The organism is Treponema bryantii (assembly GCF_900111035.1).
Taxonomy (GTDB): Bacteria; Spirochaetota; Spirochaetia; order Treponematales; family Treponemataceae; genus Treponema_D; species Treponema_D bryantii_C.
Window position 1 is genome coordinate 441,638 of the sequence record NZ_FOFU01000001.1, and the last position, 14,858, is coordinate 456,495.

Genomic DNA, 14,858 nt, shown 5'->3' on the forward strand with positions numbered 1-14,858 from the left:
TATGGTAATCTCTGAACAGGAATTAGAACGTTTACAGAATGTCATTCATCAATATACAACTTTCTTTGTAATTTTTGATATCGTTTTTTTCATCACGATTATACTGGTAATTATTTTTGCCATTCAGTACATGAAGTCTAGAAAACGGCTTAAAAATTCCAGCCGTTATCTGCGTTATGCAATTAAAGGTCAGGAAGAAGAACGGGCAAGAATAGCACGAGAATTACATGATACAATTGCACAGGACCTGCGCTATTGCAGAAATCTTTCAGAAAAAATAGAGGGGGAAAATGGAGTTCAGATTTCAAAATTACTCGAAAAGTCTCTTTCGCATGTAAGAAATATTAGCTATAACCTTGCTCCTCCGGATGTAATCAGAAACGATCTTGCTGCAAATGTTTTGAATCTTGCACAGAACTTCCGTGAGCATTCAAAAGTTGAATTCCGCCTAGCAATACCGGATCAGCTTGATATAGATTTTTTAAGTGAGGAACAGAATCTTAATCTGTACCGAATAATTCAGGAAGCTCTTGCAAATGTAATTAAGCATTCAGAGGCTTCTGAGGTAACTCTTCTTTTGCGTAACGAAAATGGAGATGAACAGAAAGGAATTTACATTTTTATTTGTGATGATGGAAAAGGTTTTGATCCTCAGCAGATAAAGGCACGCGGAACTGATGGAAATCATTTCGGACTTGTTGGAATGGCTGAACGTGCTGAATTGATTGGTGCTAAAATTGAGATTGATTCACATGAAGGCGAGGGAACTCAGATTACTATAATCACGGTTGACCCTGCCAGCACTGTGAAAAATTCATAGGATTTTATGCGTATATACTGATTACAAAAGGGTAAAGAATTATTAAGATATTGAAAAGGTAATAAAATGAAAGAAGTGAATTTCTTTGTTGTAGAAGATCATTCTCTTACAAATCTTGGTATAAGACAGTTTTTTGCTGGAAAGCCGGAATATAAATGCTGCGGCTTTGCTTCAGACAGAGATGAAGCGCTTGAGAAACTGGCAGAACTTGCTGTTAAAGACAAGCTGCCGGATATTTTGATTCTTGATTTGAATCTTGGTGAATGCAGTGGTCTTGATATTTTAAAAGTTGTTAAAGAAAAATATACCTCTACAAAGGTTGTTGTATATTCAATGTATACTAATCCTGGAATTTTAAGTCTTGCACTTGATAATGGTGCTCTTGGCTTTGTTTCAAAGGATAGTATGGAAAGCGAACTTTTAAAGGCTGTTTACGAAGTTGTTCATGGCGGAAGCTATGTACAGCAGACTCTTGTTACTTCACTTTTTACGTACAGAAGTCTTCTTGATAGTCTTACAAAGCAGGAACAGAATATTCTTAAAAAGATTATTGAGCGTAAGGAAAATGAACAGATTGCTTCTGAGTTGAATCTTACAATCCGAAGCGTTGAGAATTATCTTTCAAGAATTTACAGTAAAACCGGTTGCCGCGGACACGAAGAACTCGTTGCTAAATTCGGTTAATTCGACAGTCTTTTTGCAACTTCCAGAAGACGATCCTTATCATTCATTTCAGGATCCTCAATAACGCATTCGAGAAGTTCATTTAAAATCCGTCCAAGTTCTTTTCCTGCGGGAATGCCTGCTGCCATAAGGTCTCGTCCGTTTACTGCAAGAGATTTCAATGAAAGTGTTGTCTTTTTCTCAAGCTCAGAGTGTACACGTTCCTTAAGCTCTAAAAGAAGCTGAATACTTGCACTGTAACGGATATCCACTGGTTCATTATACATGCCGTACATATCTGCCATGCGGAGGTCATAAAGATCTTCCATACATTCTGGTTTTGTGCGGATTATAAAACGTCTTACTGCTGCTTCAGACCAGTTGGTTTCATAATGAAACATATGCTCTTTTACAAGATGACACACATTATTTATCATTTCATTTGAAAACTTCAGTCGTGTCATTACCTGCTTAGTGATTATTTCACTATAGGATTCGTGATTGTAAAAGGTAATTGTTTCAATTTCTTTTGTGCTTCCGTCGTTTTTATCGCCGTCTAGAACTGTTTCTTTTACAAGTTTTTTAGCGGCCGGTTTTCCGATGTCATGGAAGAGGGCTGCAAGACGTACATTCAGCTTATCTGCAGGGGCTCCGTCACAGGCATAATAAAGATGATCCATTACATCAAACTTATGAAAGGCTCTGTAGTCAGACTGAACACAGCCGCGGCATACCATAAACTCTGGAAGGAAAATAGACATTAAGCCGGTTTCTTCCAGAAGCTTAAGGCCTACAGACGGCTTTGGAGATGCCATTATTTTTTCAAACTCATCGCGGAAGCGTTCAATAGAAATTGATGCTGCCTTTTCCTGAATTTCTTTTTTGAAGATTTCTGAATATGTATTATTTTCTATACTAAAATTAAGTTTTGAAGCAAAGCGGAGGGCTCGTACAGGGCGGAGTCCGTCTTCCATAAATCGCTCATGTGCTACGCCAACTGTTTTTATGAGACGGTTTTTTATATCTTCCTGACCGCCGTATGGGTCTACAACCGCACCGTCTTCAAGAGAGGCTGCAATTGCATTCATGGTAAAATCGCGGCGGGCAAGGTCTTCTTCGATTGTTGCAGCGTAATTTATGCTGTCAGGGTGTCTGCCGTCTGAATAGCCTGCTTCTGTTCTGAAGGTTGTTACTTCAATTTCTGTGCCCTTAAAATGTACGGTTACTGTTCCGTGTTCTATTCCTGTTGGTACGACAAACTTAAAAAGCTTGATTACATCCTGAGGAGTAGCGTTTGTAGCAACATCCCAGTCATGGGCAGGAACTTTCATGAACATGTCTCTGACTGCACCGCCAACAAGATATGCTTTATAACCGGCTGTCGTAAAAATTTTTCCAAACTCAATAAGCAGTGGAGGAAGTTTTATATTTTTTGTACTCATCTGATGCCTCCGGAAATATAGCCTATGATATTAGAGGTTCCCGTGCAGAAGATACAGAACACTGCAGAACAAAATAAGGCAATCATATTTATAATATTTTTTATCTGATGTTTTTCTGTGAAAAGTTTAATTGCCGTTTCAACCAGCAGTACAATCGAAAAGAGGCTGTTAAATATAGCCACATAAGACAGCACTGTAAGAATCCACTGCTGATTTTCATCCTGAAAATTCTGATAATTACCAATTATATAAAGAGTTATGAGAATTACACAAAAAGCCGTTACTGCAAGATTCAACGTCATGGAAAACTTGTAGGTAAGGGTATTTGAGAGAAGTTTTTTTGAGTATTTGAATTTCAGTTTATTAGCCATATAATCTGTTTTTGCTTGAAGACGGGCGCCATCTACTGATATAATAACATAATATTGATTGTTCGGGTACAGGTCTATGAAGAAATTTCTAGCATGTGTTTTTATTCTTGCGGTTTTCACAGGCGCCGTTTTTTATGTCGGATGGACTCAATTCCGTGTAAAACCAGATACTATCGGAATTGTTGTTTCCAAAACCAGTGGAGTAGACGAAAAACCTGTCTTAAACGGAGAATTTGCCTGGCACTGGCAGTTCCTCCTTCCAACAAATGCAACTCTTAAAACCTTTCATATAAAGCCGTACAGCACTCAAAAAACAATTTCAGGTACGCTACCTTCCGGTGAAGCTTATGCTTCAATCTATAATGCACAGGGTCTTTTTGATTACAGCATTACCTTTGATATTCAGCTTACAGTTTCTCCAGAAGCTGTTGTGGAGCTTATGGAACTGAATAAAATAACAGATGATGCAGATCTTGCAGTTTACCTTGAAGGAGCGGCAGGCACTTTAGCTCAGCATGCTGCAAATTATATACTCAACCGTGCCGAGACAAATACTGCTTTCAGAACGGAATCCCTGCGTCGTGAAGAAATCTTACGCGGTATTCAGATTTACAAGGATTTTCCAGAGCTTGATGTATCTGTTTTTTCAATTCAGAACTCAAAGCTGCCTGATTATAATATGTATAAAAGAATTTCAAATATGCAGCCAGACCAGCTTAATCCGTCGTATGGAGTTGAGTCTCAGCTGACAGAGCAGACAGAAATGCCGGAGGTTTTATAAATGGAAAAACGATTAGCAGCATTCCGGGGAGCGGTTTGTGTAGAAAACACACCAGAGAACATTACTGAAAATGTATGCCTTATGTGCCGCGAATTATTTACACGTAATTCAATAAAAGCAGAGGATATTGTTTCACTTCAGTTTACAATTACAAACGATATTACAAAACTGAATCCTGCAACTGCATTACGCCGTGGTGACTGTGGACTTGATATAACATCAGTACCGCTTTTCTGCAGTCAGGAAGCCTTTATAGAAGGCGGTATGCCGCTGGTAGTAAGGGCATTGCTTACAACTTATGTAGATGAAAGCTCGGCTGAGCGTCATAACGTATACCTGAATGGAGCTGAGAAACTCCGTCCAGACTTTTCAAACAGGTAACCGGAAGTAACAGGAGGAGATGATTATGAAGATTTGGGTAGTAAGTATGGAATGCGCCGGAATCGCAGAAGCCGGCGGTGTAAAAAACGTAACATTTTCACTGTGTAAGGAATTCTCAGATTTAAAGCACAAGGTAACACTTTTTATACCTGTATATAAATGTACCTGCCTGGATTCTCTTTTTGAATTCAACAAGCTTGAAACAGTTGCAGAGGTAGAACTTTGCGGCAGAAAAGAAAAAATCCAGTATACAACAGCAAGAAGTACTTCTAACTTTGATGTCGTTCTTATCAATCATCCTCTTTTTGCAGATAAGGAAGCTGTTTATACCTACACAGAAAACGAAGAAAAACAGAATCCGGCTCATAAAAAAGGTTCCGGCCATTTAGATGGACTTTATCTTGATGTGCTTTTCCAGAAAGCAGTCTGTGCCTATGGCTCAATAATCTCCCGTTCAGATATTCCTGAAATCCTTCATTGTCAGGATGCTTCAACTGCAATGCTTCCTGCCTTTATTGCAGCTTCAAAAGCTTTTAAAAAGACAAATTCCGTAGTTACAATTCATAATGCAGGTCCGTTCTATCATCACAGTTTTACAAGTATTGGTGAAGCTGCATGGTATACAGGTCTTTCAACTCCACTGCTTGAAAAAGCAATGAATGGAAGGGCAGTTGAACCATTCCTTATTGCCTCAGCTTCCGGTGCATATCTTACAACAGTTTCTGAAGATTATGCCCGTGAACTTATTGATCCAGCAAACACTGAAGCTACAGAAGGTCTGGCTCCGATTTTTGCTTCAAATCATGTTGAAATCAAAGGAATTACAAACGGTTTTGATTTTGACCGCTACAATCCTGCATTAAAGGAGGTTTCAAAACTTCCTTTTGAGTTTGAACCGGAAAAGAATGATCTTGAAGGAAAACTTAAGTGCCGTAAATTCTTTATTCAGAATATTGTAAATACTGATAACTTCAAGGCAGCCGGAATTAAGAAGTACGGAAAACTCGACTGTTCAACAGAATACACAAAAGAGATTTTCTTTGCTTACCATGGCCGCATTACAACCCAGAAAGGAATTGCCGTACTTACAGCAGCTGTTCCTGCAATTCTTGAAAACTATCCTGATGTAAGATTTATTTTTGCAGGGCAGGGCGAACCACGTCTAGAAATAGATATCGTACGCCTCTGCGAAAAGTATCCTGGAAAGGTTACCTTTATGAACGGATATAATCAGACAGTTGTGCGCCTTGCAACAGCTGTAAGTGATTTTATTGTTCTCCCAAGTTATTTTGAACCATGTGGACTCGAAGATTTTATTGGCCAGGTTTATGGAACTGTACCAATTGCACATAAAACCGGTGGACTTAATAAAATCATTGATGGCCGTACAGGCTTCCTTTATGACAGCAATACAGCAGGTGTTCTCATTGCAAAGCTTTCAGAAATAATCATGCTTAAAATGCTGCGTCCAAGTCAGATTTCAAGAATGGTTAAGAGCGGTGCATACAGCGTTCATCATGAATACCTGTGGAAAACAGTTATTCAGAAAAAATATTTGCCATTTTTTAAAGAAATTTTAAAAAATAGTAAAGAATGATATTGACTAAATTATCATAAATCTATAATATAAGACTCACGTTCGACGCAATGAGTTGAACAAAACAAATAAATCTGCTGCCTTAGCTCAGCTGGTAGAGCACGTGATTTGTAATCTCGGGGTCGTGGGTCCAAATCCTACAGGCAGCTTAAAATGGGGAGTTCGCATAGCGGCAATTGCAAGGGACTGTAAATCCCTCGACTCGCGTCTCCAGAGGTTCGAGTCCTCTACTCCCCAGTAGTTCAAGAGTTAGATATCTTCTAACTCTTTTTTTATGCCCTTTTTAAACTATAAAAAATCAAAAATCCAGCTATATGTTTTGACAAAAACTCTTGTATAGGGTAAATTTAAATAATCTAATTTATAAATGTGAATTAGGGGGGAAAATGCAAATCTATTTCTGGGGTGTACGAGGTTCGGTTCCAACACCGTTGTCTCCGCAACAGGTTCAGTCAAAAATTATGGCCGCAATTCAAAGGGCAAAACCAGAAGATCTTGTAAATGCGGAAACCAGAGCAAAGTTTGTTTCATCACTTCCTTCATGGATTTTCGGAACAGCAGGCGGAAATACAGCCTGTGTAGAACTTGTAAATAACGATACTCATATAATTCTTGATGCCGGAACAGGTCTTCGTGCAATGGGAAAGGCTAGAACATGTCCTTCAAATTATCATCTGTTCTTTTCTCATTTTCACTGGGATCATATTCAGGGCTTTCCATTTTTTGATCATGCTTATAATCCTAAGTGTCATTTTGAAGTTTATTCACATTTTGATGATGCAGATGAATATTTCTGGGATCAGGTAGCAGAACCTTATAGTCCTCCTACTGTAGGAAAAACTCTTGCCAGAGACATTCATTTTACCCGTATTTATGAAGATGAAGAGTTCAATATTGATGGAATCAAAATAAACTCTCATAAAATGCGACATCCTGGTGATTCTTATGCCTTTTCTTTTGAAAATAACGGTAAGAAGTTTGTTTATGCAACAGACGTAGAATTAAAATCTACAGATTACCAGGGAAAGAATGAAGGCGAGGCTGTATTTAAAAATGCAGATGTAATTATAATTGATTCGCAATATACAGTAGAAGAAGTGTACCGGAAAGAAAACTGGGGACATTCTTCATTCTGTTATGCAATTGATTTTGCCGTTTACTGGAATATTAAAAAAGTGTATCTCTTTCATCATGAGCCTGTTTATGATGATAAAAAGCTCAATTCAATACTTGAGGCTGCAAGATGGTATGCTCAATATATAAATCATTCTGATATTGAGATTTTTTTAGCAAAGGAATCACAAGAGATTGATTTATGATAGTTGATAATGAAGATATAACCATACTAGATTATTCATTTTCGAAAAAGGAATTGTTTCTTCTCGCAAAATATCTGAGGACAAAGCAGGAAGAATTACCAGAGGGTCTTGAGCTTTTTTATAAAACACTGGAAGATTCCATTTACAATTGTCTTTCACTTGAAGAGGTTAAAAGATTCTACTCATGAAAAAAATATTATCTATTCTTCTGATTCTTTTTATTGTACTGGCAGGAAGTATCGGAGTTTCTGTTTGTTTTGTTAAAAATCTTAGTAAACCGGTTGCATCTGTTGATGATGGTACTAAGGTCAGAATTGAGATTCCAAGCGGAATGTCTGTTTCTGAAGCCGGTGAAAACTTAATGACAAACGGACTTATCCGTAACAAAAAACTCTTTTATTACACAGCACGATATCCAAAATTAAAGGTATTTCTTTATGGTAAAGATGCTGATAAGCCTTTTGTACTCAGAAGCGGAATTTATTATATAAGTCCTTCAATGAATATTGCAGAAATCCAGCAGGAACTTTCTTCTGGTCAGCAGGAGTATATAAAAGTTTCTCTTCCGGAAGGCCTTACAATTTCTAAAATTGCTGCTGAACTTGAAGAAAACCGTATTTGTTCTGCAGCTGATTTTATTGCAGTTTGTAAGAATTCTGATTTTGCTGCACAGAATGGAATTGCAGGTGAAACCTGCGAGGGCTTTTTGTTTCCCGATACTTATTTTCTAACCGCCGGTATGCCAGCAGAATCTGTTGCAAAACTTATGATTGATAATTTCTTCAGCAGAATAAGAGATATCGAAGGCCTTTCTCAGATGAACAGTGCTGACTTATATGAAACAGTTACTCTTGCTTCAATAGTGGAGCGCGAATATCGTGTAGAAGATGAAGCTCCTTTAATTGCAAGTGTATTCAAAAACCGTCTTCGCCGAAGTATCGGACTTTATTCGTGTGCTACAGTTGAATATATTCTTACAGAAATTGAAGGCCGTCCTCATCCGGATCGTATCCTTATTGAAGATACAAAAATAGATAATCCTTATAACACTTACAAATGGGCAGGTCTTCCTCCTGGACCTATTTCAAATCCGGGACTTGTAGCTCTCGGTGCCAGCGCAAATACACCTAAGACAAATTATTATTTCTTCCAGGTTGTAGATCCTGCAGCAGGTCGTCATGTGTTTACAACCAATTTTGATGAACATATTCAAAGCCACAGCCTTTATACAAAAAAGTCTGGTAAGTAGAGGTAGTTTGTGGCCGGCGGATATATTTCCAACGAAACAATAGATGCAGTTCTCAATACAACAGACATTATAACTACTGTCGGTGAATATACAAAACTTGAACGCCGCGGAGGAAATGACTGGTGGGGCTGCTGTCCGTTTCATGGTGAAAAAACAGCTTCTTTCCATGTTGATGGTGATAAAAGATTTTATCACTGTTTTGGCTGTCATAAGGGTGGTAACGTTATTTCCTTTATCATGGAAATGGAAAAACTTTCTTATGCAGATGCAATTGAAAGCCTTGCAAAGAAGAGTGGAATCCCGGTTAAGTATCAGAACGGTTATAATCCCGAACAGAACCGTTCAAAAATAGATGAGACTGAAAAGTTCATAGAACTTTATGAAAGAACAGCTTCTATGTTCCATTATTTTCTGATGGAAACTCCTCAGGGGCAGAAGGCTCTGGAATATGTAACAAAACGCGGACTTACAAAAGAGACTATCGAAAAGTTTAAGCTGGGGTATGCGCCGGCGGACCGTAAGTGGCTCTTTAAGTTTTTGCGTGGAAAGAATTTCAGTGCGGAGTTCCTTGGAAAATCCGGGCTTTTCAGCCAGAAATATCCTGAATATTCATTTTTCTCAGACCGTCTTATGTTCCCGATTTTTAACAGGCGAGGGCAGGTAGTTGCTTTTGGCGGCCGTGTAATTCCGCCGGCAGATGAATCTCAGAGAAAATATCTGAACTCCGGAGATCTTCCCCAATTCAAAAAACGCGAAACTCTGTTCGGTTTCAGTTTTGCTAAAAACGCTATCCGTGAAAAAAAATCCATTATTTTCTGCGAAGGAAATATGGACGTTATTGCATACCACCAGTGCGGGCTTGATTACGCTGTTGCAACTCTTGGAACGGCGCTTACAGAAGATCATATAAAAATGATTTCGGGTTTTGTTGCCGGTGGTACGGTTTATCTTTCGTTTGATTCGGATGGCGCGGGCCAGGAGGCAACGTGGAAGGCGATAAAGCTTTGCCGCGAACACGACCTTACTGTAAAAATCATCAGATTGAAGGGTGGAAAAGACCCTGCCGAGATTATGTTGAATTTCGGAGCGGAGAACTTGACTGCTCAGGTCAAAAATGCTATATTAGATAGTGATTATTTGATATTTAGACTAGGTGAAAAATACCCTATGGACACACCTGAGGGAAAAGCTAAGGCTGCCCTCGAGTTTTTCCAGTATGTGGATGCACTTCAGTCTGATATTCAAAAAGAATCATGTCTGGAACAGTTGTGCCAGGCATTCAATCTGAAACCGGAGGCTGTAAAAAGGGATTTTAACAATCGAAGTCAAGCCCGCGAACGCGCATACATCCGGCAAAATAATAATCAAACAGAACAAGGAACACAAATTAAGCTCGATGCAGAATTGAGAGGATTAATTGCTGTTACCGCCGACCTGAACCAATATGAGGTTCTGCGCTCTAAGCTAACTGAACAAGATTTTACGAATCCAGCTGCCAGAAGGTTATACAGGGTATTGGAAGAATGCTTTGCTGAGAATGTCTTTACTATAAGGGATATCCTTAACCGTTGCGATGATGAAAATCTGGTGCAGTTTATAACTGGATCAATTTCGTCCGGGGTTTATCAGAGTGAAAAGGTAAGTGTCATAGTTGCTGACACGGTAAATTATATAAAAAGAAATAAACTTGATGCCCAGCGAAATAAATTATTGCAAAGAATAAAAGAATATACCGTAGTAACTCAAGAAGATCAGAATCAGCTGAATGCACTTCTTGCTGAAAAATTTGAGCTAGATAAGCAAGTACAGAGCTTAGGGAAAAAGTAGTGAATACTTCTATGGACGAAAAAAGCAGTGAAGCCCTCTTGGTTGGCAACCCTGCGATTGCAAAACTTATTGAGTTTGCAAAACAAAAACGGTTCATTACATGGGACGATGTAATTGAATATCTTGGACAGGAATTTGTTAATTCTGATGAATTGATGGAGCCTGTTCTTAAACAGCTTAAAGATATCAATCGTGAGCCTGTTGAAACTGACATTATCGGTGCAGATGATGTTCCTGAAGATGAACTTGTAGACGACGAAGATGATGATGGCATCATGCTTCAGGACGACGATGATGATATTTCAACAGATGATGAAACTGCTGAAATTGAGCAGGCTGAAAAGAAGCTTGCTGCATCTAAAAATCGCCTTGTAAACAGCGATAAAGATTCCAGTGTAGATGACCCAATCCGACTCTACCTCCGTGAAATTGGTAAAGAAAACCTTCTTACTGCAGAGCAGGAAGTTGAGCTTTCTAAGACAATGGAGCAGGGAAATAACATTATTAAAGATGTAATTAAGAATTCAGGAATTATGATTCCAGAGTTCTTTGCAATTGCACAGAAAGCCTTTACAAGAATCGACATCCATGAGCCTGGCAAAACCCGTAAAGAAATCAATGAAGAAATGGCAGACAAGCGCCGTCTTAAGAGCTTCTATGGAGAGCACATTAAACCTGTTCTTCCTGAAATGAAGCAGTACATGGCTCTTAAAAAACAGCTTTTTGAAGCAGAGCAGTCTAGTGCAATTTTTGAAAACGAACAGCTTGTTGAACTCCGTAAAAAAATAATTCCTGAACTTCAGAAGGTAGATATTCAGACTGAAGAACTTGAGAAGTTTACTCAGAAATATCGTGAAGCAACAATCAAGATTGAAGAATATCATCAGAAGCAGGAAAAGAAGATGAAGGAACTTCGCATTTCGAACCCTTCAGAACTTCGAAGTCTTGGACGTAAGATTTCTATCCGCTCACAGGCTGCAAAGCTTGAGCAGGAACTCAATATGAGTGCTGATGAAATCCGCGAGATTTACACTCAGATTCAGAAAATCGAACGTAAGCTTCATCGCCTCGAGTACGAATTCGAAAATGACGTTGAAATCATCTTGAAAATGGCTAAAGATATTGAGTACGGCCGCCTGATGATGGAGAAGGCTAAAAACCGTCTTATCAACGCAAACCTTCGTCTCGTTGTATCTATTGCTAAAAAATATACAAACCGTGGTCTTCACTTCTTTGACCTTGTTCAGGAAGGAAACATCGGTCTTATTAAAGCCGTAGAAAAATTTGAATACCGCAAGGGATTCAAGTTCTCTACATATGCTACATGGTGGATCCGTCAGGCAATTACACGTTCTATCTCTGACCAGGCACGTACTATCCGTGTTCCTGTTCATATGATTGAACAGATTAACAAGGTTGTTCGCGAAAGCCGTCAGCTTATGCAGAAACTTGGCCGCGAACCAACTGATGACGAGATTGCACAGCAGCTTGGCTGGCCATTGGCACGCGTAAAGCAGGTTAAGAATGTTGCCCGCGAACCAATTTCTCTTGAAACTCCAATCGGTGAGGAAGAAGACTCAATTCTCGGAGACTTCATCGAGGATAAGGAAGTTGAAAATCCAGCAACACAGACTGCATTTACATTGCTTCAGGAACAGCTCAGAACTGTTCTTAATACACTGCCACCACGTGAGCAGGAAGTTCTTAAGATGCGTTTCGGTCTGGAAGACGGTTATTCACTTACACTCGAGGAAGTTGGTCTTTACTTCGACGTAACTCGTGAACGTATCCGTCAGATTGAGGCTAAGGCTTTGAGAAGACTTCGTCACCCACGCCGTGCAAATGGTCTGCGTGATTACATTGAGACCTAACGAAATGGATTGCTTCGCTTCGTTCGCAATGACGTCATTGCGAGGAGCTTGCGACGAAGCAATCCCTTATATAGACTAAAAAGGCAAAAAATTATATTATTACTAGATATTTTAAATAAGGAACCTTGAGATGGTAACAACAGAAGTTTTTGAGAATCTGAAATCTTTGCAGGAGATTCTCGTACAGAAATACGAGCTTGAAGGAAAGAAGAACGACGCTCCTAAACAGCTTAGCAATCAGGAAGACCTGCTTGCAAAAACACAGAAAGAATTCATTGAGTTGAAATCAAACTATGATGAAACTCAGGAAAAAGTAACTCAGCTTAAGACTCAGCTTGATGAAGCTGTAAAATCTCGCGAAGAAGGCGAAAAAGGTGTTGCAAACAGTACTACACACCGCGAGTATGAAGCTCTCGAAAAGCAGATTAACGAGGCTAAAGCACTTGAAGAGCAGGTAAGAAAGGATCTTCAGAAAGAAGAAAAAGAACTTGCTGAGCTTAACGAACGTCTTAAGAATACAGAAGAATCAATTAAATTCAATGAAAGCGAGCTTAACTCAAGCCGTGATTCTCTTAATAAAGAGCTTTCTTCTTATGATGATAAGCTCAAAAGACTTAAGGTTGAAGAAGATAAGGTAACAAAGAATATCAATGACATCTATTCTTCAGAAGAGAATGCAGAGCTTAAGGCTCAGGAAATCCTTTTCAAGTTCCAGAGAATCATTCAGCGCAATTCTGAAGGTATCGTTTCTGTAAGAAATGGTGTTTGTTCAGGTTGTCATATGATCCTTCCTGCAAACTTTGCAAACGAAGTTCGCGAAGGTGAAGATATTAACTTCTGTCCATACTGCAGCCGTATCCTTTATTACGAAGAGGTAGCAGAAGATCAGCAGGAAGATTACTTCGATATCGGAGCTGCTGGAAGTCTTGCAGGTCTTGATGATGAATTTGATGATGAAGATTCAGAGTTCGCAGAGGATGAGGACGAAGAGTCAAGATCAGAGTTCGACGACGAAGACGAAGTTGATGATGAAGACGCTGAAGATTCAGATGATGAAGACGATTCTGATGATGATTCAGATGAAGATGAGGACGAAGAGTAACCTCTTATTCTTTAATTTGTTTTTAATACAGATGGAATATAACCGTGCTGCCTTTCGCTGATGATAACGGAAGGCGGTGAGAGAAAGTCCGGGCTCCTTCGGAAAGAATGCCGGGTAACAACCGGGCACAATCTGGCAGCTGTAGATTTTCTGCATAGCCCAGTGCGTGACAGATAGTGCAACAGAAATTGTACCGCCCGCTGCAAAGCGAGTAAGGGTGAAAAGGCAGTGTAAGAGACTACCGGTCATGTCGGTAACGGCTGACGCTTGTAAACCTCATTCGGAGCAAGATTAAGCAGCAGTTAAGTTATTCCGAGCTATACTGCGGGTAAATCGCTGGAGCTGAATGGTAACATTCAGTGCGGATAGATGGTTATGCCTGCTTTTCTGTTTTTACAGGAAAGTGGAGAACAGAACCCGGCTTACCGTTCCATCTGTTTTTTTTTATAAAGTGGTGGGGAATTGAAAGCGAATTACAATATTGAAAACAGCAGCTACGCAAAAAAGAAAAGCCACCTGCTGCGGAATATTATCCGTACTGCAGTTGTAATAATCGTAGTATCTGCAATCGCTTTTTCTGCCGTTTTTTTAATCAAAAAATATCAGTCTGGAAAAATCACAATTAAAACTATAAAAGAAGCCTGGGCCGTTTACGACTATCAGAAAGTGTATGAGCTCAGCAAGATTTTTCTTCAGGACAACACCTACAATAATACAGCATTAACATATTACAGCTATGCCTGCTTTTTCCTTGCTCAGGCTCAGACAGATACACAGCTTGCACAAAGCTATCTTGATGAATGTATAAATAATATTCGAATTGCCCTTTATGAGGCAGACAAAGATCTTATTCCTCAGCTTCAGTATATGCTGGGACGAGCTTATTTTTCTAAGAATACAATTACAACACATTACTATGCCGATCTTGCTGTAAAATATCTGCTTCTTGCAAAAGAAAACGGTTATGAAGCAGATGATATAGCAGAGTATCTCGGACTCAGTTATGCTTCTCTTGGCCAGACAATGGAAAGTATTTCGGCCTTTACTGAAGCTCTTCTTGTGCGTGAGTCAGATTCACTGCTTCTTGCAATTGCAGAACAGTATTATAAGGCACAACAATTAAATGCTTCTGAACAATATCTATTCAGAATCATAAAAAACAGCGATAATGAAGATATAGTGCTAAAGAGTCAAAACCTTCTTGGTTCTATTTATATAGATAAAGAAGATTATGATTCTGCGCTCGAAGAATTTGAGAATGTTTTGAAAAAAAACGAAAATTCTGCTGACGCACATTATGGAATTGGTGTAATATATGAGAAGCAGGGTAATATTGTGAAGGCTCGTTCTGAGTGGCGTAAAGCCCTTAAGATTCAGGTTAATCACCCTGGAGCCCTGCAGAAAATGTCAGAAAATTAATTTGTAAAAAAGAGAA

The 14,858-nt window shown here is 39.1% G+C and carries 14 protein-coding genes, 2 tRNA genes and 1 other RNA gene; 15 read left to right on the top strand and 2 right to left on the bottom strand.

Annotated elements, in window-relative coordinates:
* Position 1: 1 nt before the first annotated feature.
* Entirely contained in the window at positions 2-820 is an 819-nt protein-coding gene (locus BMY21_RS01955) for a sensor histidine kinase (RefSeq protein WP_074640377.1), read from the top strand.
* A 66-nt stretch (positions 821-886) separates the two neighbouring features.
* Positions 887-1,504 (top strand): response regulator transcription factor, encoded by a 618-nt coding sequence (locus BMY21_RS01960; RefSeq protein WP_074640379.1) that lies wholly within the window; start codon positions 887-889, stop codon positions 1,502-1,504.
* Here BMY21_RS01960 and BMY21_RS01965 read toward each other — a convergent pair.
* The gene (locus BMY21_RS01965; protein ID WP_074640380.1) at positions 1,501-2,925 is read right to left on the bottom strand and encodes a CCA tRNA nucleotidyltransferase; all 1,425 of its coding nucleotides are present in this window, start codon (positions 2,923-2,925) and stop codon (positions 1,501-1,503) included. The genes BMY21_RS01960 and BMY21_RS01965 overlap by 4 nt on opposite strands.
* Positions 2,922-3,296 (bottom strand): hypothetical protein, encoded by a 375-nt coding sequence (locus tag BMY21_RS01970; RefSeq protein WP_074640382.1) that lies wholly within the window; start codon positions 3,294-3,296, stop codon positions 2,922-2,924. Before BMY21_RS01970 ends, BMY21_RS01965 begins: the two co-directional genes overlap by 4 nt.
* A gap of 76 nt (positions 3,297-3,372) precedes the next feature.
* Between BMY21_RS01970 and BMY21_RS01975 the strand changes: the two genes are divergently transcribed.
* The 13 genes from BMY21_RS01975 to BMY21_RS02035 all read left to right on the top strand — a co-directional run bounded on the left by BMY21_RS01975 (position 3,373) and on the right by BMY21_RS02035 (position 14,842).
* Positions 3,373-4,077, top strand: coding sequence for a hypothetical protein (locus BMY21_RS01975; protein WP_074640384.1), 705 nt, complete (start codon positions 3,373-3,375; stop codon positions 4,075-4,077).
* Complete coding sequence (aroH, locus tag BMY21_RS01980) at positions 4,078-4,458, top strand: chorismate mutase (RefSeq protein WP_074640386.1); 381 nt, start codon at positions 4,078-4,080, stop codon at positions 4,456-4,458.
* Positions 4,459-4,483: 25 nt separating this feature from the next.
* On the top strand, positions 4,484-6,055 hold the full coding sequence (locus tag BMY21_RS01985; RefSeq protein WP_177177693.1) for a glycogen synthase: 1,572 nt from the start codon (positions 4,484-4,486) through the stop codon (positions 6,053-6,055).
* Positions 6,056-6,131: 76 nt separating this feature from the next.
* A tRNA-Thr gene (locus BMY21_RS01990) sits at positions 6,132-6,204 on the top strand.
* A gap of 6 nt (positions 6,205-6,210) precedes the next feature.
* Positions 6,211-6,292, top strand: a tRNA-Tyr gene (locus tag BMY21_RS01995).
* Between the two features lie 149 nt (positions 6,293-6,441).
* Positions 6,442-7,374: an MBL fold metallo-hydrolase gene (locus tag BMY21_RS02000; protein ID WP_074640390.1), complete on the top strand. Its 933-nt coding sequence runs from the start codon at positions 6,442-6,444 to the stop codon at positions 7,372-7,374.
* Positions 7,371-7,562 (top strand): hypothetical protein, encoded by a 192-nt coding sequence (locus BMY21_RS02005; RefSeq protein ID WP_074640392.1) that lies wholly within the window; start codon positions 7,371-7,373, stop codon positions 7,560-7,562. The genes BMY21_RS02000 and BMY21_RS02005 overlap by 4 nt, the downstream gene beginning before the upstream one ends.
* Positions 7,559-8,623 carry an endolytic transglycosylase MltG gene (mltG, locus tag BMY21_RS02010; protein ID WP_074640394.1) on the top strand — a complete coding sequence of 355 codons (1,065 nt, stop codon included), beginning with the start codon at positions 7,559-7,561 and terminating at the stop codon, positions 8,621-8,623. The genes BMY21_RS02005 and mltG overlap by 4 nt, the downstream gene beginning before the upstream one ends.
* A gap of 9 nt (positions 8,624-8,632) precedes the next feature.
* Positions 8,633-10,450: a DNA primase gene (dnaG, locus tag BMY21_RS02015; protein WP_083379636.1), complete on the top strand. Its 1,818-nt coding sequence runs from the start codon at positions 8,633-8,635 to the stop codon at positions 10,448-10,450.
* An 11-nt stretch (positions 10,451-10,461) separates the two neighbouring features.
* A complete protein-coding gene (gene rpoD, locus BMY21_RS02020; protein WP_074640898.1) occupies positions 10,462-12,321 on the top strand; it encodes an RNA polymerase sigma factor RpoD in 1,860 nt (619 codons plus the stop codon).
* A 130-nt stretch (positions 12,322-12,451) separates the two neighbouring features.
* A complete protein-coding gene (locus BMY21_RS02025; RefSeq protein ID WP_074640396.1) occupies positions 12,452-13,423 on the top strand; it encodes a zinc ribbon domain-containing protein in 972 nt (323 codons plus the stop codon).
* A gap of 28 nt (positions 13,424-13,451) precedes the next feature.
* Positions 13,452-13,864, top strand: an RNA gene (gene rnpB, locus BMY21_RS02030) — RNase P RNA component class A.
* A gap of 21 nt (positions 13,865-13,885) precedes the next feature.
* Positions 13,886-14,842: a tetratricopeptide repeat protein gene (locus BMY21_RS02035; protein ID WP_074640397.1), complete on the top strand. Its 957-nt coding sequence runs from the start codon at positions 13,886-13,888 to the stop codon at positions 14,840-14,842.
* The last annotated feature ends 16 nt before the right edge of the window (positions 14,843-14,858 follow it).

Coding starts and splice junctions, on each gene's coding strand:
- BMY21_RS01955 (WP_074640377.1), top strand. CDS start 2: ATGGTAATCTCTGAACAGGAATTAGAACGTTTACAGAATGTCATTCAT.
- BMY21_RS01960 (WP_074640379.1), top strand. CDS start 887: ATGAAAGAAGTGAATTTCTTTGTTGTAGAAGATCATTCTCTTACAAAT.
- BMY21_RS01965 (WP_074640380.1), bottom strand. CDS start 2,925: ATGAGTACAAAAAATATAAAACTTCCTCCACTGCTTATTGAGTTTGGA.
- BMY21_RS01970 (WP_074640382.1), bottom strand. CDS start 3,296: ATGGCTAATAAACTGAAATTCAAATACTCAAAAAAACTTCTCTCAAAT.
- BMY21_RS01975 (WP_074640384.1), top strand. CDS start 3,373: ATGAAGAAATTTCTAGCATGTGTTTTTATTCTTGCGGTTTTCACAGGC.
- aroH (WP_074640386.1), top strand. CDS start 4,078: ATGGAAAAACGATTAGCAGCATTCCGGGGAGCGGTTTGTGTAGAAAAC.
- BMY21_RS01985 (WP_177177693.1), top strand. CDS start 4,484: ATGAAGATTTGGGTAGTAAGTATGGAATGCGCCGGAATCGCAGAAGCC.
- BMY21_RS02000 (WP_074640390.1), top strand. CDS start 6,442: ATGCAAATCTATTTCTGGGGTGTACGAGGTTCGGTTCCAACACCGTTG.
- BMY21_RS02005 (WP_074640392.1), top strand. CDS start 7,371: ATGATAGTTGATAATGAAGATATAACCATACTAGATTATTCATTTTCG.
- mltG (WP_074640394.1), top strand. CDS start 7,559: ATGAAAAAAATATTATCTATTCTTCTGATTCTTTTTATTGTACTGGCA.
- rpoD (WP_074640898.1), top strand. CDS start 10,462: ATGGACGAAAAAAGCAGTGAAGCCCTCTTGGTTGGCAACCCTGCGATT.
- BMY21_RS02025 (WP_074640396.1), top strand. CDS start 12,452: ATGGTAACAACAGAAGTTTTTGAGAATCTGAAATCTTTGCAGGAGATT.